General features: G+C 51.4%; 17 protein-coding genes. 12 read left to right on the forward strand and 5 right to left on the reverse strand.

Annotated features, from left to right (window positions below; all coding sequences use genetic code 11):
- Nucleotides 1-1,320, forward strand: a 1,320-nt coding sequence (locus tag ACR0QV_RS05610) for a hypothetical protein (RefSeq protein WP_432635277.1), incomplete at its 5' end; no start/stop codon positions are given.
- Between the two features lie 73 nt (nucleotides 1,321-1,393).
- Here ACR0QV_RS05610 and ACR0QV_RS05615 read toward each other — a convergent pair.
- Nucleotides 1,394-2,275, reverse strand: coding sequence for a hypothetical protein (locus ACR0QV_RS05615; RefSeq protein ID WP_432635279.1), 882 nt, complete (start codon nucleotides 2,273-2,275; stop codon nucleotides 1,394-1,396).
- 41 nt (nucleotides 2,276-2,316) lie between these two features.
- Between ACR0QV_RS05615 and ACR0QV_RS05620 the strand changes: the two genes are divergently transcribed.
- Nucleotides 2,317-3,591, forward strand: coding sequence for a mechanosensitive ion channel family protein (locus ACR0QV_RS05620; RefSeq protein WP_432635281.1), 1,275 nt, complete (start codon nucleotides 2,317-2,319; stop codon nucleotides 3,589-3,591).
- A 267-nt stretch (nucleotides 3,592-3,858) separates the two neighbouring features.
- On the opposite strand, the gene ACR0QV_RS05625 is transcribed toward ACR0QV_RS05620, so the two are convergent.
- Together ACR0QV_RS05625 and ACR0QV_RS05630 are read right to left on the reverse strand one after the other, a co-directional pair.
- A complete protein-coding gene (locus ACR0QV_RS05625) occupies nucleotides 3,859-4,125 on the reverse strand; it encodes a DUF167 family protein (RefSeq protein WP_177747271.1) in 267 nt (88 codons plus the stop codon).
- On the reverse strand, nucleotides 4,122-4,823 hold the full coding sequence (locus ACR0QV_RS05630; protein ID WP_432635283.1) for a YggS family pyridoxal phosphate-dependent enzyme: 702 nt from the start codon (nucleotides 4,821-4,823) through the stop codon (nucleotides 4,122-4,124). The genes ACR0QV_RS05625 and ACR0QV_RS05630 overlap by 4 nt, the downstream gene beginning before the upstream one ends.
- Before the next feature lie 111 nt (nucleotides 4,824-4,934).
- On the opposite strand from ACR0QV_RS05630, the gene ACR0QV_RS05635 reads away from it, so the two are divergent.
- The 6 genes from ACR0QV_RS05635 (at nucleotide 4,935) to ACR0QV_RS05660 (ending at nucleotide 11,336) form a co-directional block, all read left to right on the forward strand.
- Nucleotides 4,935-6,179 (forward strand): MDR family MFS transporter, encoded by a 1,245-nt coding sequence (locus tag ACR0QV_RS05635; RefSeq protein ID WP_432635285.1) that lies wholly within the window; start codon nucleotides 4,935-4,937, stop codon nucleotides 6,177-6,179.
- 14 nt (nucleotides 6,180-6,193) lie between these two features.
- Complete coding sequence (locus ACR0QV_RS05640; protein ID WP_428054670.1) at nucleotides 6,194-6,412, forward strand: hypothetical protein; 219 nt, start codon at nucleotides 6,194-6,196, stop codon at nucleotides 6,410-6,412.
- Nucleotide 6,413: 1 nt separating this feature from the next.
- Nucleotides 6,414-6,971, forward strand: coding sequence for a Maf family protein (locus ACR0QV_RS05645; protein WP_432635287.1), 558 nt, complete (start codon nucleotides 6,414-6,416; stop codon nucleotides 6,969-6,971).
- Entirely contained in the window at nucleotides 6,968-7,894 is a 927-nt protein-coding gene (gene trxB, locus ACR0QV_RS05650) for a thioredoxin-disulfide reductase (protein WP_432635289.1), read from the forward strand. Before ACR0QV_RS05645 ends, trxB begins: the two co-directional genes overlap by 4 nt.
- 104 nt (nucleotides 7,895-7,998) lie before the next feature.
- Nucleotides 7,999-9,852, forward strand: coding sequence for a ribosomal protection-like ABC-F family protein (gene abc-f, locus ACR0QV_RS05655; RefSeq protein WP_432635291.1), 1,854 nt, complete (start codon nucleotides 7,999-8,001; stop codon nucleotides 9,850-9,852).
- Nucleotides 9,852-11,336: a DEAD/DEAH box helicase gene (locus tag ACR0QV_RS05660; protein ID WP_432635293.1), complete on the forward strand. Its 1,485-nt coding sequence runs from the start codon at nucleotides 9,852-9,854 to the stop codon at nucleotides 11,334-11,336. Before abc-f ends, ACR0QV_RS05660 begins: the two co-directional genes overlap by 1 nt.
- A gap of 65 nt (nucleotides 11,337-11,401) precedes the next feature.
- Here ACR0QV_RS05660 and ACR0QV_RS05665 read toward each other — a convergent pair whose 3' ends face one another.
- On the reverse strand, nucleotides 11,402-11,908 hold the full coding sequence (locus ACR0QV_RS05665) for a type IV pilin protein (RefSeq protein WP_432635295.1): 507 nt from the start codon (nucleotides 11,906-11,908) through the stop codon (nucleotides 11,402-11,404).
- 121 nt (nucleotides 11,909-12,029) lie between these two features.
- Here ACR0QV_RS05665 and ACR0QV_RS05670 point away from each other — a divergent pair, with 121 nt between their 5' ends.
- Together ACR0QV_RS05670 and ACR0QV_RS05675 are read left to right on the forward strand one after the other, a co-directional pair.
- Nucleotides 12,030-12,542, forward strand: coding sequence for a prepilin-type N-terminal cleavage/methylation domain-containing protein (locus ACR0QV_RS05670; RefSeq protein ID WP_432635297.1), 513 nt, complete (start codon nucleotides 12,030-12,032; stop codon nucleotides 12,540-12,542).
- A gap of 438 nt (nucleotides 12,543-12,980) precedes the next feature.
- Nucleotides 12,981-14,534, forward strand: coding sequence for an L-aspartate oxidase (locus tag ACR0QV_RS05675; RefSeq protein ID WP_432635299.1), 1,554 nt, complete (start codon nucleotides 12,981-12,983; stop codon nucleotides 14,532-14,534).
- A 466-nt stretch (nucleotides 14,535-15,000) separates the two neighbouring features.
- Here ACR0QV_RS05675 and ACR0QV_RS05680 read toward each other — a convergent pair whose 3' ends face one another.
- On the reverse strand, nucleotides 15,001-16,392 hold the full coding sequence (locus tag ACR0QV_RS05680) for an MATE family efflux transporter (RefSeq protein WP_432635301.1): 1,392 nt from the start codon (nucleotides 16,390-16,392) through the stop codon (nucleotides 15,001-15,003).
- Nucleotides 16,393-16,543: 151 nt separating this feature from the next.
- Here ACR0QV_RS05680 and ACR0QV_RS05685 point away from each other — a divergent pair, with 151 nt between their 5' ends.
- A complete protein-coding gene (locus ACR0QV_RS05685) occupies nucleotides 16,544-22,207 on the forward strand; it encodes an alpha-2-macroglobulin family protein (RefSeq protein ID WP_432635303.1) in 5,664 nt (1,887 codons plus the stop codon).
- Nucleotides 22,207-24,315 carry a penicillin-binding protein 1C gene (gene pbpC, locus ACR0QV_RS05690; protein ID WP_432635305.1) on the forward strand — a complete coding sequence of 703 codons (2,109 nt, stop codon included), beginning with the start codon at nucleotides 22,207-22,209 and terminating at the stop codon, nucleotides 24,313-24,315. The genes ACR0QV_RS05685 and pbpC overlap by 1 nt, the downstream gene beginning before the upstream one ends.
- Nucleotides 24,316-24,344 lie beyond the last annotated feature (29 nt).

Consider the following 24,344-nt stretch of genomic DNA (forward strand, 5'->3'; position numbering starts at 1 on the left):
GATATTAGCTGTGCGGCCACTTGTGATAGTGGCGTCATTCTGGAAAGTTGTAGTCCAGTATCTGTTGTTGCGAAACGGCGAGATTCCGTACAGAAACCTTACGGAATGACGTCTGTTTGGGGCGGCCGCACGGTAAATACCTCTATTTTGTCATTCCCGAGGGTTTCTGTCGGGGATCCGTTTTTATTAAAAAAGGAAAACGACAGATTCCCGACTACAACACTCGGGAATGACAACAATAATAACGACAGATCCCGTAACCCTGCGGGCCGCCCAACCCTACGGGATGACGGATTAGCAACAACTGGCCGCACGGCAAGTGCTCTTGTCAAACGGTTGGTTGTCGTATTTATGGGCCTGTTTGTGGCGGTAAATGCCCCGGCGGAAATTATTTCCGCTGTGTCGTATAACCCGTCCCGTATGGGCGATTATGTCTATTTAAAGGTGGCTGATAAGGCTAATTTAAAGGGCGGTATTGAAAGTGATACAATGACTGTCCGTTCCGGCGGGACTGTTACGGCAACTTCGCCTAATTTAAATTATGATGTCCCTGCCGTAGTGGGTGCTTCGGGCTCTACCTTGGATATGCCGAATACGGCAATCCACGGGAGCAATGCAAATACTTATGATAATTACCAAGCCGTAAACAGCGGCACACCGAGCGCGCTTTTAAATAACGTCTATGTAAACGGCGGGCAAACGACCGTCAAAAATGATTCATATATTTCCACCTTGGACGCCGTGAATAGACTTAAACAAAAGGCGGCTACCTTGCGCGCGGGCAAGTTGTCTATCAGCGGCTCCGAGGATGCAAGCCTTTACGACGGGGCGACGACGGAAGGGTTTACCTTGGCGGGAAACGACATCCCGCAACCGACCTCTTCCCACGTCAACACGGGCTCTGCACTCAGCAACTGCACCTTAAAATGGGAAGAGCGCGTAACGAGCAACAACCAAAAGGTAAAACTTTTGGCGCTCACAAATTGCGGGGGGAGTACTCCGTCCACAGGGGATTGTTCTAACGCTACCTACAAGGCAAATCATAAAAGCGAGTGCTGTCCGTCCGCCGCTAAAACGGATACAGTATGTTGGCAACGAATATTTTCTTGGGTTAAAGTAAAACAGGGCTTATATGATAAAGACGATTTTGATTTAGATTGTGGTCCGATAGGTGGAGAGTGTAGTGAATTAGAAGACGAGTGTTATAAGAGGTTGGGCTCTTGTGCTACAACCCCTGTAAGCCAAGGGTACACGCAAACAAGATGTCAGGGGGGCGTGTTAAAATGCAAAGACAATGGCGAATATAAGCAGTTGTGGTAATTTTTAAAAACCCCCGGGGCACTTTCAAAAAGCCCCGGGGGTTTTGCATATTTTAAATTGCGTTAAGGCCGGTTTATTTGCCCCAGATTTGCTTGGCTTTGGCGTTGTCCGGCTGGACGGTTTGCGCTTCCAAATCTACGCGCCATTTTCCGCACGGAAAAGTAGAAGCCTTTAACTGCGTAGCGCTTACCCCAGTGCGGGCCTTGGCGTGGCAGTAAACGGCAAAACCGCCCTGTGTGTTCAGTTCCTGCACTTGCAAAAGGCGGTCGCTTAACATAAATACGGCCCCTTGGCGGTTGTAGGACTTGTTCATTTGGTAGAAATACTTATCTATTTTCGGCCCGGCCACGCGCGAGAGCAAGGCTTTGGCTTGTGCTTCTTTGCTGGCGGGCTGTGCGGCGGTTTTAGCCACCCTTTCGGCCTGCTGTTGGCGTTGTTCGTTTAAATAGGCGTTGCGCCGCGTTTGCAGGCGGTTGGCGGCCTCTTCAATTTGCTTTAAGCGGGCGGGATTTTCGTACTCTTTGTACGATAGTTTTACAAGCCCGCTGTTGGAAACCTCGCCCTTGGGGTCCGTGGTTACTTTGGTGGTGTTTACTAAATTGGAGTGTGTTACCTTAAAGGTAATTTTGCCGGGCGTGTATTTGCGTGCGCGGCCGTAGTAGGCCAAGCGTTGGTCAAAATCTTTATTAAAATCCAGCGTTACTTCGGTTTTGTCGCTGCGCCAGCAGCAGGCGTCCACGCAGGCGTTCTTCATATCTATCACTTCGGCTACTTCCTGCGGCCAAAAATGGATGTTAAAGCGGTAGCAGGAATCGTATTGTTTGCCGTCAAAATCCAACTTCTTGGCGGAAACTTCCAGCCAAGGTTTTGTCGTGGCCACGCCGGAATTGTTCAGCGGCGTGTAGCAGGCGGATAAAAGGCAGGCAAACATTGCGCCCAAGAGTATTTTTTTCATACACTTTATTATAGTAACTTTTTTACATAAAGGAGCAAGAAGTGAAGTTTATTTTGTCGTTTGTGGAAAATCTGCCGTACATCCCGGACCAATATAACGTATTGATTGCGCAAATTGCGTCCGCCGTTCTGTTTGTGTTTGTGCTGTATATTTTGGCGCGTTTTAGCACTTGGTTTTGCAATACCTATTTGAGCAAATTGGTGGCTAAATTACACTCCGAAAAGTGGTTTAACGCAATGCGTGCGCACCGCTTTTTTACCGCCCTTGGCGTAGTGGTGGCGGCAATGGCGGCCATTAACCTGCACCCGGTTTTTATTTTTGAAGATGTTACTTGGCTGGCAACCTTAATGGGTAAACTGACGGGGCTGTTCGTGGTGATTAGTTTCTCGTGGCTTATTAACGCACTGTTGGATACCTTATCCCACCTCTACGGGCGCAACCCCAATATCCCCATAAAGGGGCTTGTGCAGGCGGTAAAAATCGTCGTCTTTTTAGGCACAGGGCTGTTTATATTGTCCTTGGTGCTGGGGCGCAAGCCGATGTACATTATCACGGGCTTGTCTGCTTTGGCGGCTGTCTTCTCCTTAATTTTTAAAGACCCCATTTTAGGGTTCGCCGCCAGTATCCAGTTGACGACCAATAAACTGATTAAAATCGGCGATTGGATTACCGTGGATTCCGCAGGCGCGGACGGGAATATTATTGATATTTCGCTTACCAGCGTGCGCGTGCAAAACTTTGATATGACAATCGTCAGCGTGCCGACCTATGATATGATTTCTAAACCGTTTAAAAATTGGAGCGGTATGTATGCGGCCAAGGCGCGGCGTATCCAGCGCAGTATTTTAATTGATGTAGATACGGTTAAATTTTTGGACCGCCCGATGCTGGAACGCTTGAAAAAAATTGAACTGTTAAAGGATTATTTGGCCGGAAAAGAAGCCGAAATAACCGCCTTTAACGCCAAACGCAACGTAAAGGAAAACCTGATTAACGGGCGGCATTTGACCAACTTAGGCACCTTCCGCCACTATGCGGAACTGTATTTGGCTTCGCGCCCGTATGTGGTGTCCGGCGATGCGAATTTTACGCTGATGGTGCGCCAGTTAAAGCAAGAAGCCCAGGGCCTGCCGTTAGAGGTGTATTGCTTTTTGAATACGACGGTGTGGACCGATTACGAAGCGTTGCAGAGTGATATTTTTGACCATTTGTTTGCGGTATTGCCGCAATTTGGCCTGTATGCGTACCAACAGCCCAGCGGACGCAATATTGCGCAAGGCGTGGCGCAACTGTTGGATAACGCGCCCAAAGCGTAGAGCGGTTGGTTTATTCTTTTGCGCCCCGGTGGCTTTATGGCCCCGGGGCGTTTTTGCTGTTTGCCGTATTAAATTATGTAAGGAAAACGGAAACAACAGATTCCCGACTACGGCTTTCGGGAATGACAACAAAAAGTAAGAGCAAATGTCATCCCCGAGGAATTTAGTCGGGGATCTGTCGTTATTAATACAAAGAAAAGCAACAATAAGAACGCCCGGCGGAGAAAAGTGCCGGGCGTTAGGGTTTGTAGGGAACAACTGCAAATTCTACGGAATAGAATCCATAATCTTGCGCAATTCTTCTTCGCTTTTATCGCGCACTTCTACGGTCTTTTCCTTTCCTTTGGCGCCTTTTACAATGATAATACTTTCTTCCGCCACGTTAAAGAAATCAGCCAGGAAGGTTTTCATAATGGCATTGGCGGCATCGTCATCCACCTTTTTATTTTTAATCTTTACACGCAGTACGCTGCCAATGCGGCTAATCACCTCATTGCGCCCTGCGGTTGGGATTAAACGGACCTTTATAATCATAAACCCTCCAAAGTTGTGGCAAATAAACGGCTGCCAATTCGCGGCAAAGTGGAGCCTTCCTCCACCGCCGCCCTAAAATCTTCACTCATCCCAAGCGACAAATACCGCTCGCCACCGGGAAAATCCTGGTCAAAGGCTGTTTTGACCTGTTTAAAAAGGCGGTGCAACTCTTCTTGCGTTGCGCCTTGCGGGGCAATACCCATATACCCGCAAATTTTAATATGTTCAAGTCCCGCCAGTTTTTTTACCAAGGCCCGCGCTTCGTTAAGCGGCAAGCCGGATTGGGTATCTTTTTGCGTCAGTTTTATTTGTACAAGTGCGCGGAGTATTTTTCCTTCCGGCGCGGTGCGGTTTAGGGCCAGGGCGGTTTCTTCGTTATCCAAGGAGTCTATAAAATCAAACAACCGCGCGGCTTTGGCCGCTTTGTTTTTTTGTAAATGCCCGATAAAATGTTTAACGGTTTTGTACTGCGCAAAAACGGGACTCGTCCAGCGTTTTTCAGCCTGTTGGACGCGGGATTCGCCAATGTGCCGGATAAGGCCCTTAGCCAAGAGCGTTAAGACATCCTTGTCTTGCGCGTACTTGGTTACGGCCATTAAGGTTACGTCCTGCGGGTTCCGGCCCGCCTTTTGGCACGCGGCGCACAGGGCAGACTCTACAAACTGCACATTTTTTACGAGTTCTTCTTCCCTGGTCATAAAAATCCCTTGACATATTATATCAAAATTTACTTTAATTGGGAAATTTTTTCTATTTGTACCCGTCGGGCACTCAACGGGCACGCGGTTTATTTTATACAATATCTATATATGCAGCGCGAAACCAAACGCAGTATGATTCTTATTTCCGCCGCCAACGGGCTTTTGCTCTTTGGCTACGGGCTTTCTTTACCCTTTTTTACCATTTATTTAATTAGCCAGCGGGGGCTGTCTCCATCCCTTGCCGGGTTGGTGATTGCGCTTGCCGGACTTTCGCGCTGTGTGTCTAGCGCGATTAGCGGCGAACTGGCCGATGCGTTTGGGCGCAAAAACGTGATGATGTGGGGGCTGTTTTCCCAAATTGTTGCAATGTTTGCGCTGGGGCTGTGCATTGAACTAAAAGTAAATGTGGGCTGGATGCTGACGTGGTACTTTTTAACCACCTTTTTGGGTGCGTTCTTCCGCCCGGCCTCCAATGCGTGGGTAACGGATAACACCACGCCCAAAGAGCGTGTAGAGGCCTTTGGCATTATCCGCATCGGGCTAAACATCGGGTGGGCGTTGGGGCCGGCTATGGGCGGATTTTTGGTGCGCTATTCGTACAGTATGGCGTTTTATTTTACGACCATTTTGTATGCAATTACCATTTTGTATTTGGGACGGCTGGTGCAGGATAATCATAAACCCTGCAAATCGCGTAAGCCTAATTTTGTTTCTACCTTGCTTGCCTTAAAAGATACGCGACTGGCCAAATTGTGCCTGTATGTGCTGTTGATTACGGCGGTAAACTCCCAGTTGGTGGTGGGACTTTCGGTGCATTGCAAGCAATATTTGCATATGCCGGAGTATTATATCGGGTGGTTTTTTACGGTAAACGGCCTGGTCGTGGTGTTTTTGCAATATTGGGGCACGGTGCTTATGAGCAAAATCCGCCTTTCTACGGCAATGTTGCTGGGGTGCTTGGCGTATGCGGTGGGGTTTGGTTCGGTAGGTTTTTTTGACAGTTTTATATTAATCGCCTTCGGCGTATTTTTGGCGGGTATCGGGGAACTGATTGTTTCGCCCGGAGAGCAAACAATGGTGTCCAACATCGCTTCGCGCGAAACCCGCGGGCGGTATTTGGGGATGCTGATGGTGTTTTACAACTTGGGCTCGGCAGTCGGCTTTTTTACGGCCGGGTTGCTGGGCGATTATGTGGCTCCGCACTATTTGCCCGGCCCGTGGCTGATTGTGGGCGCGGTGGCGGTGCTGGCGGGCGTCGGCTTTTGGCGGATGCGTTACAGCCTTACGGACAGCGAGGACGGCAAGACGAACGTCCCCGTGCCGATTAAAAAAGATACAATTACTTTAAACTAATTAAGGAGAGTCGTATGAGAGGAATTATTTTTGCGTTGTTGACGTTAGTCTTGGGGGCTTTGATTGGCCTGGGCCTTGAAAAATTGGCCGCCTATTTGCCCCAGCAGTTGGACCACGCCTTAACGCGCGTTTACACGGTGGGTATTCATCCCTTGGCCCTGTGCGTGAGCATTTGCGGCATTATCGGGCTGGTGTTGGGATACCTGATTATTTCCAAATTCGTGCGCAAATAATATGCACTTAATTTTAGCCTCAAAATCCCCGCGCCGCATTGCTCTTTTAAAGGAGTTGGGGTTTACGTTTGATATTATTCCGTCCCAAAGTCCCGAAAAAAGCGCCAAAAAGCGCCCAGCGGCCCGCGTGAGCGAACTGGCCGTGCAAAAGGCCTTTGACGTGGCCCAAAAGTATCCGGGCGCGGTGGTTATAGGTGCGGATACCTTGGTGTTTTGCAAGGGTGAAATTATCGGCAAGCCCAAGGACAAAAAGGACGCCCTGCGCATTTTAAACAAGTTAAACGGCTCCTGGCAGTCCGTTTATACCGGGGTGTGCATTATGTGCTTAAACGAGCATAAAATGCTCTACGGGTACGATGTTTCCAAGTGCAAGGCGCGCACCTTGTCGCCAGAACAACTGGACCATTTGGCCGGGAAACATATGGACAAAGCCGGGGCCTACGCGGTGCAGGACGAGGAAGACCCGTTCATAGAGCGCATTGTCGGCAGCCGCAGTAATGTGGTGGGCTTTCCGGTGGAATATTTCCAAAACTTATATAAGGAGTTTTCGTCATTATGAGAGAAGTGGATTTGCTTATTATCGGTGCGGGCCCTGCCGGGTGCAGTGCGGCCATTTATGCGGTGCGGGCGGGGGTAAAGCCCGTTATTGCGGGCGGCGCGGTGCCGGGCGGGCAGTTATTAACTACGCCGGATATTGAAAATTACGCCGGGTTTGTTAATCCCGTAGGCGGTTTTGAATTAATGGACAATATGCACAAGCAATGCAAACGCTTGGGCGTGGAATTTACGGCGGATGAGATTGCCAAGGTGGAGGGGGAAAAATCGCCCTTTACGCTGACGACGACTGACGGCAAACAATATTTAGCCAAAAGCGTAATTATCGCCACCGGGGCCAAGGCCCGCTGGTTGGGGCTTCCCGGCGAAGAAAAATTCATCGGGCATGGGCTTTCCGCCTGCGCCACTTGCGACGGGTTTTTTATGCGCGGCAAAACAGTGTGCGTAGTGGGCGGCGGCAATACGGCGTTTGAGGACGCGCTCTTCTTGTCGCAATTTTGCCCCGAAGTGAATTTAATCCACCGCCGCGACGGCTTCCGCGCCGACCAGGTAACCGTGGAAAAGGTAAAATCCAACCCCAAAATCAAACTGGTGCTTAACAGCGTGCCCGTGGAACTTTTGGGCGGCGAAACGCTGGAAGGCGTAAAGGTAAAAAATGTAAAAACCGGGGAAATCACCCAAATTGCCTGCTCGGGCTTGTTTGTAGCCATTGGGGCAGAGCCGCAGACGGCTTTTTTGAAGGATTCCTTGGTGGCGCTGGCCGATAACGGCCTCGTGCTTGCAGACGAGCGCACGCATACGACCATTGAGGGCATTTTTGCCGCGGGCGACTGCGCCGATAAGCACTACCGCCAGGCAATTATTGCCGCCGGAAACGGGGCCAAGGCGGGCATTGAAGCCGCCGCCTTTGTAAATTTGCACCGTTAGGCTTGGTTTTCAGGAAAATCCCCGCGCGTGAATTTGCCCGTGCGGGGGGCTTTTTATATACCGCTCCCGCGTGTATAGTCCAAATTTAGTAAAATATATATTCTATGATAGACATTAAAGACCTTTCCTTCCATTTTGGCTTACGCACCTTGTTTGAAGATACGTCCGTAATGATTCAGGACGGGCAAAAGGTGGGCCTTGTCGGCCCCAACGGGTGCGGAAAAAGTACCCTTTTTAAACTGATTGAAGGGAAGTTCTCGCCGGACGGCGGCAAAATAGATATCTCCCGCGGCACGAAAATTGCGTCCGTGGCGCAGGATATTGCGGACCCGTCCGTGCCGCTGTTGGATTATGTCTTATCCGCCGATAAAGAATTGGCCGCTCTGCAAAAGGAACTGGAAAACCCCAACATTTCGGGCGAGCGTATGGCCGAAGTGTTTGATAAATTGGAGTTTTTGGGCGCACACAGCGCCGAAGCGCGCGCCAGCGCCATTTTGAGCGGGCTTGGCTTTTTAAATACCGATTTCCGCCGCCCGTTAAAGGAATTTTCTGGCGGGTGGCAGGTCCGTGCCAATGTGGCCGCGTGCCTGTATGCGCCGTCCAACTGTTTACTCTTAGACGAACCCACCAACCACTTGGATTTGGAAACCGCAATGTGGCTGGAAAATTACCTTGTCCGTTTGGATAAAACCGTTTTTATCATCAGCCACGACCGCCACATTTTAAACCGCCTGTGCGATAAAATTATCCACGTAGAAGACGGCCAATTAAAACTCTACAACGGTAATTACGATACCTATGAGCGTACCCGCGCGGCGGCTATTGAGGGGCTGCGTTTGGCGGCTGCCAAGCACGAGCGCGTGGTGGCGCATTTGCAGTCGTTTGTGGACCGTTTCCGCTATAAGGCCACCAAGGCCAAGCAGGCGCAGAGCCGTATTAAAATGATTGAAAAACTGGGCGCCGCGCCGCAAATTCCAAAGGACCCCGAAGCGCATTTTGAATTTCCGTCCCCGGTGCGGTTGCAAAACTCTTTAATTACTATTGAAAACGGCGTGGCCGGGTACGACGATAAACCCGTACTCAGCGATTTGAACTTGCGCATTGAGCCCGATGACCGCATTGCGCTGTTGGGCGCCAACGGAAACGGTAAATCCACCTTGGCTAAAATTTTATCCCACCGCTTACTTTTGATGAGTGGCAAAATGACGGTAGCCAAAAAAATGAAGATTGCCTATTTCTCCCAGCACCAAACGGAAGAATTGGACGTGGAAAAAACGCCGTATGAGCAACTGTCCGCCGTAATGCCGCTGGCTACGGAAACGCAGGTCCGCGCGCAGTTGGGTGCCTTTGGCTTAAACAAGGCCAAGAGCGATACGGAAATCGGCAAACTGTCAGGGGGCGAAAAGTCCCGCCTGCTCTTGGCGCTTATTACCAAGGATGCGCCGCACTTACTGATTTTGGACGAACCCACGAACCATTTGGATATCCAATCCCGCCAAGCGCTCTTGGAAGCCTTAAACGAGTACCAAGGCGCGGTGGTGCTGATTACGCACGACTTGCACGTGATAGAACTCACTTGCGATACGTTGTGGATTGTCCGCCACGGCACCTGCAAAACCTTTACGGGCGATTTGGACGATTACAAGGCCCAACTGCTTAAAAATAACGACCGCAACGACCTCGCCAGCGACAAAATGACCTCCAAAGAGGCCCAGCGCAAGGCCGCCGCCGAACGCCGCGCCCGCGTGGCTCCGCTTAAAAAGGAAATCCGCGCACTGGATGAAAAGATAGAAAAACTTTCCGCCCGCAAAAAGACCTTGGAGGACCAACTGGTGGCTGAATATTCGGCGGACGGCAGTATAGAATTGGCCCTTTTAAATGACCAATTAAAGAACGCCGAAGAGGAGTGGCTGCGCTTGAACGAGGAGTGCGAAGCCGCGCTGGCGGAGGATAATTAATGAACGCTTTTCAAGTATTGCCTGAATTTTTGCAAAACGCCTTAAAACGCTTGGATATTACGGAACCGACCCCGGTGCAAGAGGGGGCTATTCCGCCCGCCTTGCGCGGACAGGATGTATTGGCTACTGCCCAGACAGGTACAGGAAAGACCTTTGCTTTTTTGCTTCCGCTGGTGGCTCGCCTGATGGCTAACCCGCAGGAAAATGCACTTATTTTATCGCCTACGCGTGAATTGGCGCAGCAGACGCTGACGGAACTTAACAAACTGACAGATGAGGAACACCCGGTTTCCGCCGCGCTGATTATCGGGGGGGACAATATCCATAAGCAATACGCCGATTTGCGCCGCCACCCACGCGTGATTATCGCCACGCCTGGCCGCTTGCTAGACCATATGGGCCGCAAGAGCGTGGATATTAAACAGGTGCGCTATTTGGTGCTGGACGAAACGGACCGTATGCTGGATATGGGCTTTATTGACGATATGCGCAAAATCGCCGACGCTTTGCCCCCGCCGCGCCAAACGCTCCTTTTTTCGGCCACGCTCCCCAAGGAAATCGTGGGGCTTGCCAACGAATTTTTACACCAACCCGCCCGCGTGAAGATTGGTTCGGTTACCTCGCCCGCCGATTTGGTGGTGCAGGAAATTGTGCAGGTTTCGGTGCGCGAAAAATTACAGCAGTTGCTCCACGAGTTAAACACGCGCCCGGGCTCTATTTTGGTTTTTACGCGTACCAAACACGGGGCGGAACGCTTGGCCAAGCAACTTAAAATTTACGGGCAAAAGGCCAATGCCCTGCACGGGGATTTGCGCCAAAACCGCCGCCGCCAAGTGCTGGAATTTTTTAGAAGCGGCGCCGTACGCGTATTGGTGGCTACCGATGTGGCCGCCCGCGGAATTGACGTGCCCAATTTGGCTTGCGTGATTAATTACGATTTGCCCCAATGCCCCGAAGATTATATCCACCGTATCGGCCGGACGGGCCGTGCGGGGGCGGTGGGCTCGGCCGTGTCGCTCATTTCCGACGATATGGATAAATGGAGCGATATTTGCAAGGTTACCAAATTTTCTATCCCGGTTAAAACGGTACAAAAGACGATTGAACCCTTGCCCGCGCCTAAATTTGTGGCGCAGGAAGAGGGGGAGAAACACGCTAAAAACCGCCGCAAACGCGAGTCTCGCACGTCTAAGGCAACCGAAGTCGCCAAGCGGCTACTGGCCGAGGGTGAAGTGTATTTGCCGCAAACGCCGCGTGTGGAAGCGGTGGCAAAGCCTGTACCTGTCAAAAAGCCTAAAACCTTCCGTAAGGCCGCCGATGCCGCACGGATTTTAAGCGAAAATGAAGCGCCTAAAAACCCCTTTGCCGTAAAAGTGGGAGCGAGCAAAAAGAAGTTAAAGCAGTTGGAAGCCAAAAAAGCCTTTGTTCCACAAGGTAACAAACGCTTTGTAAAATTCTTCAAACGCCGCAAAAACGGCCGGTAAGTGAAATTTTTACCTGAAAAAAGCCCCGGAGAAATTTCCCCGGGGCCGTTTTATTTTTTGGCAAACTATCTAATCAAATATCCGCCAGCGGAATCCTTAACTGCGTTGCCGCTTGCGTCCGTGGCGCCCATAGCGGGGCAAATCCACTCGTATTTTACGTTGCTGCTGGGGGTGCAGGTAAGCGCGCTTTTGCCATAGGTGCCGTGGTTGTAGTACATTTTAAAGCAAAAGGTGTCGTTGTAGGAGTTGGCTCCGCTTAAACGGCAGGCGCTGATACCGTCGTTTGCGAAAATATATTCAAACTTGCCAATGCCAAACGCGGAAGTGGTCGTGCTCGTCGCGTCAAAGAAAGACACATCTAAGCCGTTTAATTTCATCGGCGTTTCCGAATTGGCGGAGCGGTAGCGTTTGGCCGAGTCAAAAATCGTGCGCAGGTTTACTAACGCCTCCATAGACTCCGCGCGCTGGATAGAGCGGCGGTATTGCGGCAGGGCGATAGCCGTTAAAATGCCGATAATCAGCACTACGGCCAGTAACTCAATCAGGGTAAAACCTTTGTTAAATCTCTTCATATAAAAATCTCCTTTACTTTGTTAGTATATCGGTTTTTGGGGGGGATTTCAATATTAACTCTTGTGAACGGCTCAAAAAAGGTTATAATAATTAGTAGCATTTTTATTTTAAGAGGTTTTTATGAAACTTACAAAACACGGTTTTACACTCACCGAACTGATGGCGGTGGTGATTATTATCGGCATTTTGGCCGGTATTGGGTTTGGCTCGTACCAAAAAGCGATTGAACGCAGCCGGTTTTCCGAAGGGCTTGCTGCCGGGGCTTCGGTGCAGGAAGCCGTAAACCGCTATTATTACGAAAATACGGATTTGTCCGAAGCCTCGCGGAAACACCCTAAAATAGCGTATTTGGATATTGGCCTAGCCAACGCCAAGGACTGCGCCAGCAAGAACGACTATTGCGTGCGGACGAAATATTTTGAGGTTTTAGTTAATCCTTCGGGGTGGGTTTATGCCTATCATATGAAAGGTACTACTCGCCAGTTATATTACATACGTTGGTCTCCGGCGTTTACTTCTACCCGGAAAGGTGAAGCCTGTGCGTCTTTTGGCAGCAACAGTACGGAGGGCGCGGATTTTTGCAAGAGTATGGGGTATACTGTGCAATCGGGCTCTGTATATTATAAGCCGTAAGGTAATTTTACCCAATAAAAAACCCCGCCGAGTGCGGGGTTTTTTAATATATAGGAAATCTGGTTTAGCCGTTTTGGACAGGCGGAAGAATTTTCTTCCCCTGTCCGCCAGCGAACAACTTGGCTGGCTTCAAACTGCTTAACTGGGGCTTTTATATCCCCTGCGCGCTTGCCTTATTTCTTGGCAATCATATAATGCGCGCCGCTGACGTTTTCGCCCACTTTTACGAGGGCATCCGCCACTTTTTCAAGCAACTTATTCATTACTTTCTCCCTTAAAAACATTCCGATAAGGAGAATCCTTCTTATCTTTACTACACTAAAATTATACAAATTTTTACAACGGTTGTAAAATAGGGGTATATATATTAACAAATATAAAAATAATATGCAAGTTTTTTTCGGGCAAACTGGCCCTCTACTATTATATAATATATGTATGAAAACACTTTCTACCGATTGTTTGGTTATCGGCGCCGGAATTGCCGGGTGCGTGTATGCGCACGAGGCCGCCAAAAAAGGCCTTAAAACCACGCTGCTTTGCTGTGGGGAAATGCCCCAGGCCAACAGCGACCTTGCCCAAGGGGGCATAGTCTATGAACCCCATTTGAATATGGATGAACTGTTAGCCGACGTGAAAATGGCTACCGCGGGTATGTGCAACGACCAAGCGGTAAAGGAACTTTCCGCCGCGGGCTGTAAGGCTATTGAGGACGTATTTTTAAAGGACTTGTCCGTTCCTTTTGACCGCGATTCCCAGCACCACCTGCGCTTTACGCGCGAGGGCGCTCACCGCAAGAACCGCATTATTTACTCCAAGGATACCACGGGCCACGCGCTGTTGGCCACTATTCAGGCTTCCGTGCGCCAAAACCCGCTTATCACGGTGAAGGAGTTTACCTCCGCCATTGATTTATTAACCCTTTCGCACAGTTCGCCCGACCCGATGGACCGCTACTATCCGCTGACCGTTTTCGGCGCGTATGTATTGGATAACAAGACGGGCGAAGTATATGCTATTACCGCCAAAAAAACCGTGTTGGCTACGGGCGGGGTGGGGCAGGTGTATTTGCATACCACCAATGCCGAGCACGCCTACGGCCACGGAATTGCTATGGCTTACCGCGTGGGTGCGCGCGTGATGAATATGGAATTTTTGCAATTCCACCCCACGGTGTTTGCCAAGGGCAAAAGTTTTCTCTTGTCCGAAGCGTTGCGCGGCGAGGGGGCTATTTTGCGCAACTGCAAGGGCGAAGCCTTTATGTCCAAGTACCACCCGTTAAAGGATTTGGCTCCGCGCGATATCGTTGCCCGCGCCATTGAAGAGGAACGCTTGGAAACTTCGCACGATTGCGTGTATTTGGATATTACCGCCAATCCGGCGGAGGAAACCAAGGAACGCTTCCCGGCTATTTACAAAAAATGCCTAGAAGGCGGTTACGATATGACCAAGGTCCCCGTGCCGGTGGTTCCGGCGGCGCACTATTTCTGTGGCGGTGTGTATGCAACCCCCGAGGGTAGAACAAACATCGTCAATTTAAACGCCATTGGCGAAACGGCCTGCACGGGCTATCACGGCGCGAACCGCTTGGCAAGCACCTCGCTGTTGGAAGCTGTGGCGATGGGCTATCTGTGTGCGCACGCGGACGCGGAAGACATCAAAACGCAATCCTTCCATATTCCTACGCCCAAAGATTGGGTGGTTCCGGAGGAAAAGCCGGACCTTAACTTGGTTAAGCAGGATTTGGCTACGCTTCGCAACACGATGTGGAACTATGTGGGGCTTATCCGCAGCCGCAAGCATTTGGGCCGCGCGGAAAAGATTTTGCGCCACCTGCATAACGAGATTGATTCCTTTTACAAGGGTAATGCCTTGTGCCAGGAACTGTTGGACTTGCGTAACGGCACGCAGACGGCTCTGCTTATCACTTATGCCGCTTTAAAAAACCGCCACTCGGCGGGGTGCCACTACTTATCGGACGAAAAAAAGTAAGTGCTTTTCATTACACAAAAAACCGGGCCTTGGAGTTTTTCCCAAGGCCCGGTTTTTAGTTGTATGGTAGTTGTTGTCATCCCGTAGTGTTTTTATACGGGATCTGTTGTTGCCTTTTCATTGGGTTGCGACATTGCAAGAACAGGGGCGCTCCCATTAATCAAAAGGGCGCGGATAAGTAGCCGCCCGCTAGTGTGCGGCCCGCAGGGTGCGGGGATCTGGCGTTTCGTAAGAGAGGAAGAACAGCAACAACAGATTCCCGACTACGACACTCGGGAATGACAACTTAAATGCGCTATTGTCGTCATCCCGGAAGGTTTTTATCCGGGATCTGTCGTTGCCTTTTCATTGGGTTGCGACATTGCAAGAACAGGGGCGCTCCATTAATCAAAAGGGCGCGAAAAAGTAGCGGCCCGCAGGGTGCGGCCCACAATATGCGCGGCCTGCAAATCTGCCGCCCGCAGGGTTAGAAGGACGGGGTGTGCTTTTTGCTGAAAAAGAAGTTTTGCCCGTGCTTATCAAAAAACGCTTTAAGCATTTTTACGGAAATAAGTGTGGAAATGGCATCGGCGCACGCGGGAGCCAAAAACACGCCTGTAAGGCCCAAAAACGTCGGTAAAATCAGCACCAAGGGAATTAAAAAAAGCACTTGGCGCGACAAACTCAAAAACGCCGCCTTTAACGGTTGGTTAATGGCCTGGAAGAAACTCGTTGTCATCATTTGCAAGGGCACAATAGCCAAGAGCAAGTTAAACAGCCGTATGGCCCTAGACGCCATATCCACCAACGCCAAATCCTGCGCATTAAACACCGCCGCAATCGGGCGGGCAAAGACTTCGGTCAAAATAAACCCGGCAGTCGTAATCACCATCCCCCAACGGATAGCCATTTTGAGCGTTTGGATGGCAGTGGCGTACTTGCGTGCGCCGTGATTGTAGCCGATGAGCGGCTGGGCTCCTTGGGAAATGCCGATTAAGGGCATCAAAATAATGGTGTTTACGCTAACCGCAATGCCCACGGCGGAAATAGCCACATTGCCGCCATACTTTAACAGCGCGTGGTTTAAAATAATATTGAGCAGGCCCGAGGCCAACTGAAAGGCAAATTGCGAGAATCCAATCGCCATACAGCCCCATACGATATCAAGCCGCAGACGAAAAAATTTCCAGCGCAACCGGTAGAAACTGCGTTGCCCGGTAAAGAACAGTAAAATCCAAATAAAGGAAACCACCTGCCCGCAAACCGTGGCCGCCGCCGCCCCTTTAATGCCCCAATGGAGCATAAAAATAAACACCGGCCCCAAGACCAGGTTGATAAACGCGCCGATAAATTGCGTGCCCATAGCGGTTTTGGGGTGCCCGGAGGAGCGGATAAAGTTGTTCATCCCTACGCCAATAGCAAATAAAAAGTACCCGGGCAGCACCACCCACGCGTAATCGTGCGCATAGGGCAACACCTCGCTGTCCGCACCCAAAAAGGTAAGTACCGGGTCCAAAAACAGGTAACTGCCCAGCGTTAGCACCCCGGCTACCAAGGTAAGCAATACAAAAGCGTTGCCCAAAATGCGCTGGGCTTCTTCCTCCTTCTTTTCGCCCAAGCGGATAGAAAAAAGTGAATTTGCGCCTACGCCGATAAGCGCGCTGAACCCTATATATAAAAGCCCGAGGGGGAACAAAATCGTAATCCCGGCGAGGCCGTTCGCACCCACATCTTGCCCTACATAAATGCGGGAAATAATGCTGTACAACGCGTTTACAAACATCCCGGCCACGGCGGGCGCGGAAAATTTAACCAATAATTGGGCCAAGGTGCGCCCTTTAAAGGGATTTTTTTCGTGAATAGATACTACCTTTGCCATAACAAAATAAACTCCTTAAAGCGTAAAAAAAGCCCCCATTTGGCTGGGTGCTTTTCTTATATATATTTTACTAAATATGAAAATAGTTGGGTAGTGGCGCGGGCGGGTGATTAATGGTACAATACAAAGATAGTAAGGAGGATTATTTTCTATGAAGAACCGTTTTGTCTTGCGCGCCGTTTTGGCGGCGGCGTTGGTGGCGGGGAGTGCGCTGGCCTCTTGGGCGGCGGCCCCGGCCCTAAAAGTTTTGTCGGCTTCCCCCAAGGGGAAACTTTACGCGGGGGGACGTTATCCTATTTCCGTTTCGTTTAACCAGCCCGTAGCCGCGCTGGGGGAAAAAACGGAGTTTTCCTCGTCCGACTGCCCGATTTCCGTTTCGCCTAAAATCAAGGGTTCCTGCCGGTATAGCGGCACGCAAACAGTGGTTTTTGAACCGGCTGAAAACTGGCCCGAAGCCACGGCTTACACCGTAACCGTTCCCGCGGGTTTTAAATCCGCCGTCAGCAGCAAGGCCTTGGCGCAAAATTACACGTTCCGCTTTACTACCCCGGTGCCCGAGGTAAATTTTGTCCAGCCCCGTAAGGACGAACATTGGATTAGCCTTAATCCAACCTTATATGTAGTGTTTACCCGTCCGGTAAAAATGGACGAACTTTCCAAATACGTTCAACTTTCCTATATGGCTCCGGCCGAGGCTACTTTCAGCCAGCGTTTGGGTTTATCCTCCGTCAAACGCCCGGACGTTACCAAAACCGTCCCGCTGATTGTCCGCCCGATTAGCCAACTGGAATACGAAAAAGATTTTTCTTACTATAACAAACAAAATATTGCGGTTATCAGCCCGTTGTCCTCGTTGGAAAAGGGCACTCGCTATACCCTTACGTTAAAGGCGGGCTTGCCTGCGCCTACGGGTACGCAGGGGATGGAAAAGGATTATAATACCACTTTCTATACCTACCCTAATTTAACGGTTTTGAACCAAGTTAATGACGGTTGCTTGCCCTATACGCCGACGGTAGATTTTTCCACCCCTGTCCGCTTGAAGGAATTGGCCGCCGCGGCCACCGTGGAGCCGGCCTCTGCCGTGCGCAAACTTTCCGAGCAGGAGGGCGACGCCTTGGGCTATGATGTGGTGGACAGCAAAACGGGGCAGGCGTATTTCCGCACGCCCTTTGCCTTCCTTAATTTACAGCCCGGTAAAACCGTTACCGTAACCTTGGATAAAAACCTGCGCGATATCTACGGCAATACCTTGGGTGAAGATAAAATCTTTACCATAACCAACTCCGGCTATTGTCCGGCGGCGGACTTTTCGGGCGGGCTTGGCGTGCTGGAAAGTTATTTAAGCCCGCGCTTGCCTATTGATTTAATGAATACGCCCGCTTTGCCTGTGCGCGGTGCGCGCTTTAATAAAGAAAACTTTATTCCGTTTGATACGGCTTCCGCGGGATACTGCGCCAAAAAGCCGCTTACCTCCGCCACCTTTGACGGTACTTATACCTTTAAAGACGTAAAGGACCGCACGGTTAAAACCTTTATTGACTTAAATAAGTTTAACCCCACGGCTAAGGACAGCATTGTTTTCAGCCAAGTAAAACTCCAAGATAAAAACCGCAAGGACGGCTGTTGGGTATCGTCCACCGATAACCTTACAGATGTGGGTGTAACGTTAAAAACATCGCCTGAAAATATTTTGCTGTGGGCGACCTCGCTCCAAACGGGCGAGCCGATGCCCAATTTGGCGGTAGAACTGCGCAGTAAAGACAACAAAATCTTGTGGACGGGCAGTACCGACCAGGACGGCTTGGCCCGTGCACCCGGTTGGAAGAATTTGGACGTTACCGCCGAGTGGGGGCAACCCGTGGTGTATGCGTTTGTGTCCAGCGCGGGTGGCGATGCGGTCGTCAGCAGTGCTTGGAACGACGGCCTTGAACCGTGGCGCTTTAATTTAAATTATGATTACAACCCCCAGCCCGAAGCGGTGCGCTCCGTACTGTTTACGGACCGCGGCATTTACCGCCCCGGTGAAACCCTGTATTTAAAAGGCGTGGTGCGCCAATTAAGGGGCAGTGCGTGGGGCCTTTCGCAGGCGGTGCGCGGCAAGGTGCGCATTAGCGACGCCCGCGGCGAAGAGGTGCTAAATAAAGACGTTACCCTTTCCTCGCAAATGGGTACCTTTGACCTTAAATTTGATATTCCCAAAACGGCCTATACGGGCTCTTGGGATATTTCCTTTACCCCGCAAATAAAAGGGCAGCCGGATATTGCGGGTGCTTATTACACTTTCCAGGTGGAGGCCGTCAAACAAGCGGACTTTAAAGTAAACCTCCGCCCGGAACAGGAAGATTATTTCTCCGGCGATACGGCCCAATTTTTAGCCTCTGCCCAGTACAACTTTGGTTCCCCGTTAGCGGGCGCCAAGGCCAACTGGAACCTGCGCCGGATGCGCGCTTGGTTTGAGCCTAAGGGCTTTGAGGGCTACACCTTTACGCCGTATTTCCTGCGCGAGGACGAATATAAAGAGGACGGCAAACTGTTGTTGGATTCCACGGGTAATTTGGACGATAAAGGGGCCCTGTCCTTTTCTGCCCGCTTGCCAAAGGTGAACTTCCCGGTAACGGTATATGCCGAACTGGGTGTGCAGTCGCCCGCGCGGCAGGATTTGTTTGCCCGCGCCGATGTGCTTGTTCACCCCGCTTCCTTTTACTTGGGGGCCAAACTGGTAACGGACCGCGTGGAACTGGGCGATACGGTTCAGGCGGACCTGTTGGCGGTAACGCCCAAGAGTGTGCGGACCTCGGCCACGGTTACGGCGGATATCCGCAAGGAACAATGGTTCAGCGTGCGCAAGGCCGGATTGGCGGGCCGCTTGGAGTGGGTAAGCGAAAAGAAGGTAACCAATTTGCCCAGCCAAACGGTGCAAGTCGGTACGGACGGCGGACGCTTGTCCTTTAAACCGACGGAAGCCGGAAACTATTTTGTAACGCTTACGAGCAAGGACTCCTCGGGCCGCACCGTGTTAGGCGGATTTAATGTAATGGTGTATGGCAAGGGGCAGGCTTATTGGAAGCAGACGGATGATGACCTGTTGGTGTTGAAGCAGGACAAAAATTCCTATAAGCCGGGCAAAACGGCCCGCATTGCCGTAGAATCCCCGTACGAAAACGCCTTGGCGTTGGTAACGGTGGAACGCGAGGGTATTTTGGACGCGTGGATTACGCCTGTAAAAGGCGGTGCGGACTATGTGGAAGTACCGGTAAAGCCTAATTATCTGCCCAATGTGTATGTCGGTGTAACCTTGGTGCGCGGACGGAGTGCGGACCCCGTGAACGATAAGGGGCTTGATTTGGGTAAACCGCAAGGCAAGGTGGGATATGTTAATTTGACGGTTCTGCCGGATTCCAAAAAAATTACGCCTGTTATCAAACCCAACAAAACCCGCTACCAGCCGGGCGAAGAGGTAACGCTCAAACTGACGGCCAAGCCGCATTTAAAGAATACCCCGGCGGAAGTAGCCGTTATGGTGGTGGATGAGGGCGTTTTGGCCCTGACAAATTACCAAACGCCGGATTTGTTCAGCCAATATTACGGCTCCCGCCCGGTGTCCGTATTTACAATGGATAACCGCGTGTATGTGGTGGGCCAGCGTAACTTTGGCGAAAAAGGCGAAAACCGCGGCGGCGGCGGGGCAAACTATGCCGCCAGCAAACTGGGAGGCGTGGATTTGCGCACGAACTTTGCGTTTACACCGTATTTTAACGCGGTGGTAACCACCGATAAAAAGGGCCGCGCGGAAGTGAAATTTAAACTGCCTGACAACCTGACAAAATTCCGCATAATGGCGGTAGCCCTGACGGCGGACGAGTTCGGCTCGGCAGAAACGTCTATCCAAGTATCTAAACCCGTTATGGTAACGCCCAACCTGCCGCGTTTTGCGCGCAAGGGGGATAAATTCTCCTGCGGGGCCGTGGTGTATAATTACGAGGATAAAAAGGGCGAACTGACCGTAACTGCCCGTGCCGAAGGCGCCGTAACCTTATCCGGCCCGGAAACCAAAACGGTAACGGTTCCCTTGGGCAAAGCACAGGAAGTAGCCTGGGCGTGCGAAGCCGCGGAAAACGGCGAAGCGCGCGTAGCGTTTAGCGTAAAGGGGCGCAAAGCGCAGGACGGAGTGCTTTCTAAGTTTGTGGTTTCCCCGGTGGAAAAGAAGCAGACGCTTTCCGTCTATGCGGCTACGCAGGGCGAGCAAGAGGAACTGCTGGACAAGCCGGGCAACTTAAACGAAGCGGCGGATAACGAAATTACCCTTTCGCTCGCTTCCACGGCACTTTTGAACTTAAAGGGCTCTATGGTCTATTTGCTTACTTATCCGTATGATTGCTTGGAGCAAAAAATGTCCAAGGCCTTGCCCGTGATTGCGGGGGCCCAGTTGGTGGAAGATTTTAAACTGGGCGATACCGCGCAATATAAAAAGCAGGTACAGGAAATTTTAGACTTACTGCCCGAATACCAATATGCTTCCGGCGGGTTTGGCTACTGGAAGAATACTTCTTTGCCTGACCCGTATGTAACGGCTTACGCGTTGGAAGTAAACTATTTAGCCAAAAAAGCGGGCTATCAGGTGCAAACCAAGGTATTAAATAAAGCGGTTGCTTGGCTGGAAACGGCTTTTTACGCCAAAACAACCCGAGCCTACCGCTATTCCTCCCTGGAAACGGACACCGCGCGCGCTTACGCCACGTATGTGCTGGCCTTGTACGGCAGAAACGTACAAAGCGCTTTTAATACGCTCTATGCCAAGGCGGACTCTCTGCCGCTCCCGGCGCAGGCGTATTTGTTAAAGGCCGCGCAGGCTTCGGGCCGCTCCCAAGCCATTAAAAACGCCTTGGGCCAACGCTTGTTAAACCGCATCGTCTTTACGCCCGAATCGGCCTATTTTGACGTGCCGCAGGAAATGCCTTGGTTACATATGGATAACACCAAGGGCACGGCTCTTGCGCTGGATGCGCTGTTATACGCGCAATATCCGTTTGAGCAAGCGTTCCAAACGGCGCATTGGCTGCTTACGCAGTTAAACGCCGAAGGCCATTGGAACAACACGAACGTAAACGCCGCTGTATTTAAGGCGTTAAACACCTATTACCAAGCGCAGGAAAGTGTAACGCCGGACTTTGAAGCGTCCGTCAAACTGGCCGGGAAAACCTTGCTCCAAAATACCTTTAAGGGCCGCAGCGTGGACAGCAAAACCGCTTCCGTACCGTTTGACGAGGTATATGGCAATAAGGGCGAAGCCCGCTTGAAATTTGCCAAAGAGGGGGCCGGAACGCTCTATTATACGCTGGGACAAGTGTATGAGCCGCGCTGCTATGATAAACCGGTGGACGGCGGCTTTACGGTTTCCCGTGCGATTACCACCTTGGACGGCAAACCCGTGAGTGAAATTGTGGCGGGCGAACGCTACAAAATCACCTTAACGGTCAAAAACGCCACGGCGCGCAACTTTGTGGTGGTGGAGGATTTTATCCCGGCCGGGTTTGAAATTGTAAACACCTCGCTGGCGACCGAATCCGCCGCGCAGGGCGCCGTGTTGGCCGAGGACAACGGCGGCTATTATAACGGCTTTGAGCGGAGCGAAAAATACGACGACCGCTTGGCCGCGTTTGCCGATTACCTGCCCGCCGGCACACACACCTATTCTTACTTGGTGTCGGCCTCGGTGCCGGGCACATTTGCCTATCCGTGCTTATGGGCCAGCCAAATGTATGAGCCGTCCGTTTTTGGCCGCAACGCCACCGAAACGCTTATCATAAAATAATGAAAAAGCGTTTGGCGGTACTTTTAAGTTTAGTGCTTCTTCCCTGCCTGGTGGGCGGGGAAGAAGCATTTTTGTTGCCGTCCAAACAAATTTACGACCGCTACGGTGCACCCATACGCGGTTTTTTGTCGGCCCGTAATACCTATTATTTGCCTGTTTCGTTAAATGAGGTTTCGCCTTGGCTGATAGCCGCCGCCGTGGCCGCCGAGGACAAACGATTTTTTACGCACTCCGGGGTGGATGTGGCGGCTATTTTGCGCGCCGCGTGGCAAAACACCACAGCGGGCGAAGTCGTCTCCGGCGCGTCCACCATTACCCAGCAACTGGCCCGCGCGGTGGAGCCCCGCCCCAAAACCTTTTGGGGCAAAACGCGCGAGGCGTTTAGTGCGCTAAAAATAGAGCGCCAGATGACCAAAGAGGAAATTTTGGAGGAATATTTTAACCTCTTGGAACTGGGCAATTTGACGCAAGGGGTGGAAGCCGCCAGCCGTTTCTATTTTAATACGCAGGCGGCGGATTTGTCCTTGTCGCAGTCCGCATTTTTGGCGGGACTTGCCAAATCGCCTACTTATTATAATCCGCTTAAACATTTCTCCCGCGCACTCAAACGGCGCGATTGGGTGCTGAAAAAAATGCTGGATAACGGGTTTATTGATAAGGAAATGTACGCTCTGGCCGTAAGCGAGCAGTTGGAACTGCGTTCTACCGCCCGCCCGTTTGACGCACCGCACTTTACGCGGCTGTTGGAGCCCCTTTTGCCGCCAGATTCGCAGGAAGTTTCCTCTACCCTAGATAAAGATTTGCAATTATATGCCGAGGGCGTGGTAAAAAATTATATTTCGCACTTGGCGGAGCAAAACGTAACCAACGGGGCGGTGGTAGTGCTGGAAAATGCTACCGGGGCGGTGCTTGCCTATGTGGGGTCGGCTGATTTTTACAACTCCCAAAACAGCGGGCAGGTGGACGGCGCACGCGCCTTGCGCCAGCCGGGTTCAGCCTTAAAACCCTTTGTATATGGGCTTGCCTTTGAGCGGGGAAGCCTTACTCCGGCCAGTTTGATTTTGGATGAGGACACTTTTTTTGAGGGGGGATTTCGGCCCCGGAACTATGACGAAAACTACCACGGTTGGGTATCTGCCCGCCGCGCACTAGCGTGCTCGTACAATATCCCGGCGGTAAAGGCGGCGGAACTTTCCGGCACGTTTAATTTGTTGGCTCTTTTGCGCCGGGCGGGGTTTACCTCTTTAACCAAACCCGCTGATTTTTACGGCTTGGGGCTGGCGCTTGGCAATGGAGAGGTGCGCCTGTTGGGCCTGACAAACGCCTATGCCGCGCTTGCGCGCGGGGGAGTTTATAAACCTGTTTTGTTTGCCACAAACCCTATTATCCGCGCCCCGGGCCGGGAAGCGCGTGTGCTTACCCCGCAGGCGGCCTATTTGGTTACGGATATTTTGGCGGATAACAACGCCCGCGCGCCTGCGTTTGGGCTTAATTCGCCGCTCTCGTTACCTTTCCCGTTTGCGGCCAAGACGGGCACGTCCAAGGATTATAAAGATAATTTTGCCATTGGCTATACCGCGCGCTGGACGGTGGGCGTGTGGGTGGGAAATTTTGACGCAACCTCTATGCAAAAGGTGTCCGGCATTACGGGGGCGGGGCCGATTTTGCACGATTTGGCCGTTTATTTGCAAGAAAAATATCCCTCCGGTCCGTTTGCCGTGCCCGAGGGTATAGTGCGCGCGCAGACCTGTTTGGATAGCGGCCTGTTGGCCGGGGAAAACTGCCCGCACACGCAGGAAAGCGCCTTTGACCGGGCACACTTGCCCGGTGTTTGTTCGGGGCATCACAAGGCGGTTTCTACGCGCTTAAAAATTGTTTCGCCCACGGACAAGGATGTTTTTAAGATAGACCCGTCCGTGCCGCTTGCTTCCCAAGCCGTTAAGTGGGCGGCGGAGTGCGCCACGGACACCTGCACTTGGGTTTTGAACGGAAAAAAACACCCGGGTTCTTCCTGCCAAGAGTGGTGGCCGTTGCAAGAGGGCAAGCATACCTTATCGGTTTCGTGCCGCGGCGAAGAGGCCAGCCTTACCTTTGAAGTTCTACCGTAAACTAGGAGTTCTTTTTCTTGCAGAAATAT

The organism is Candidatus Avelusimicrobium sp. (assembly GCF_050873505.1).
Classification (GTDB): domain Bacteria; phylum Elusimicrobiota; class Elusimicrobia; order Elusimicrobiales; family Elusimicrobiaceae; genus Avelusimicrobium.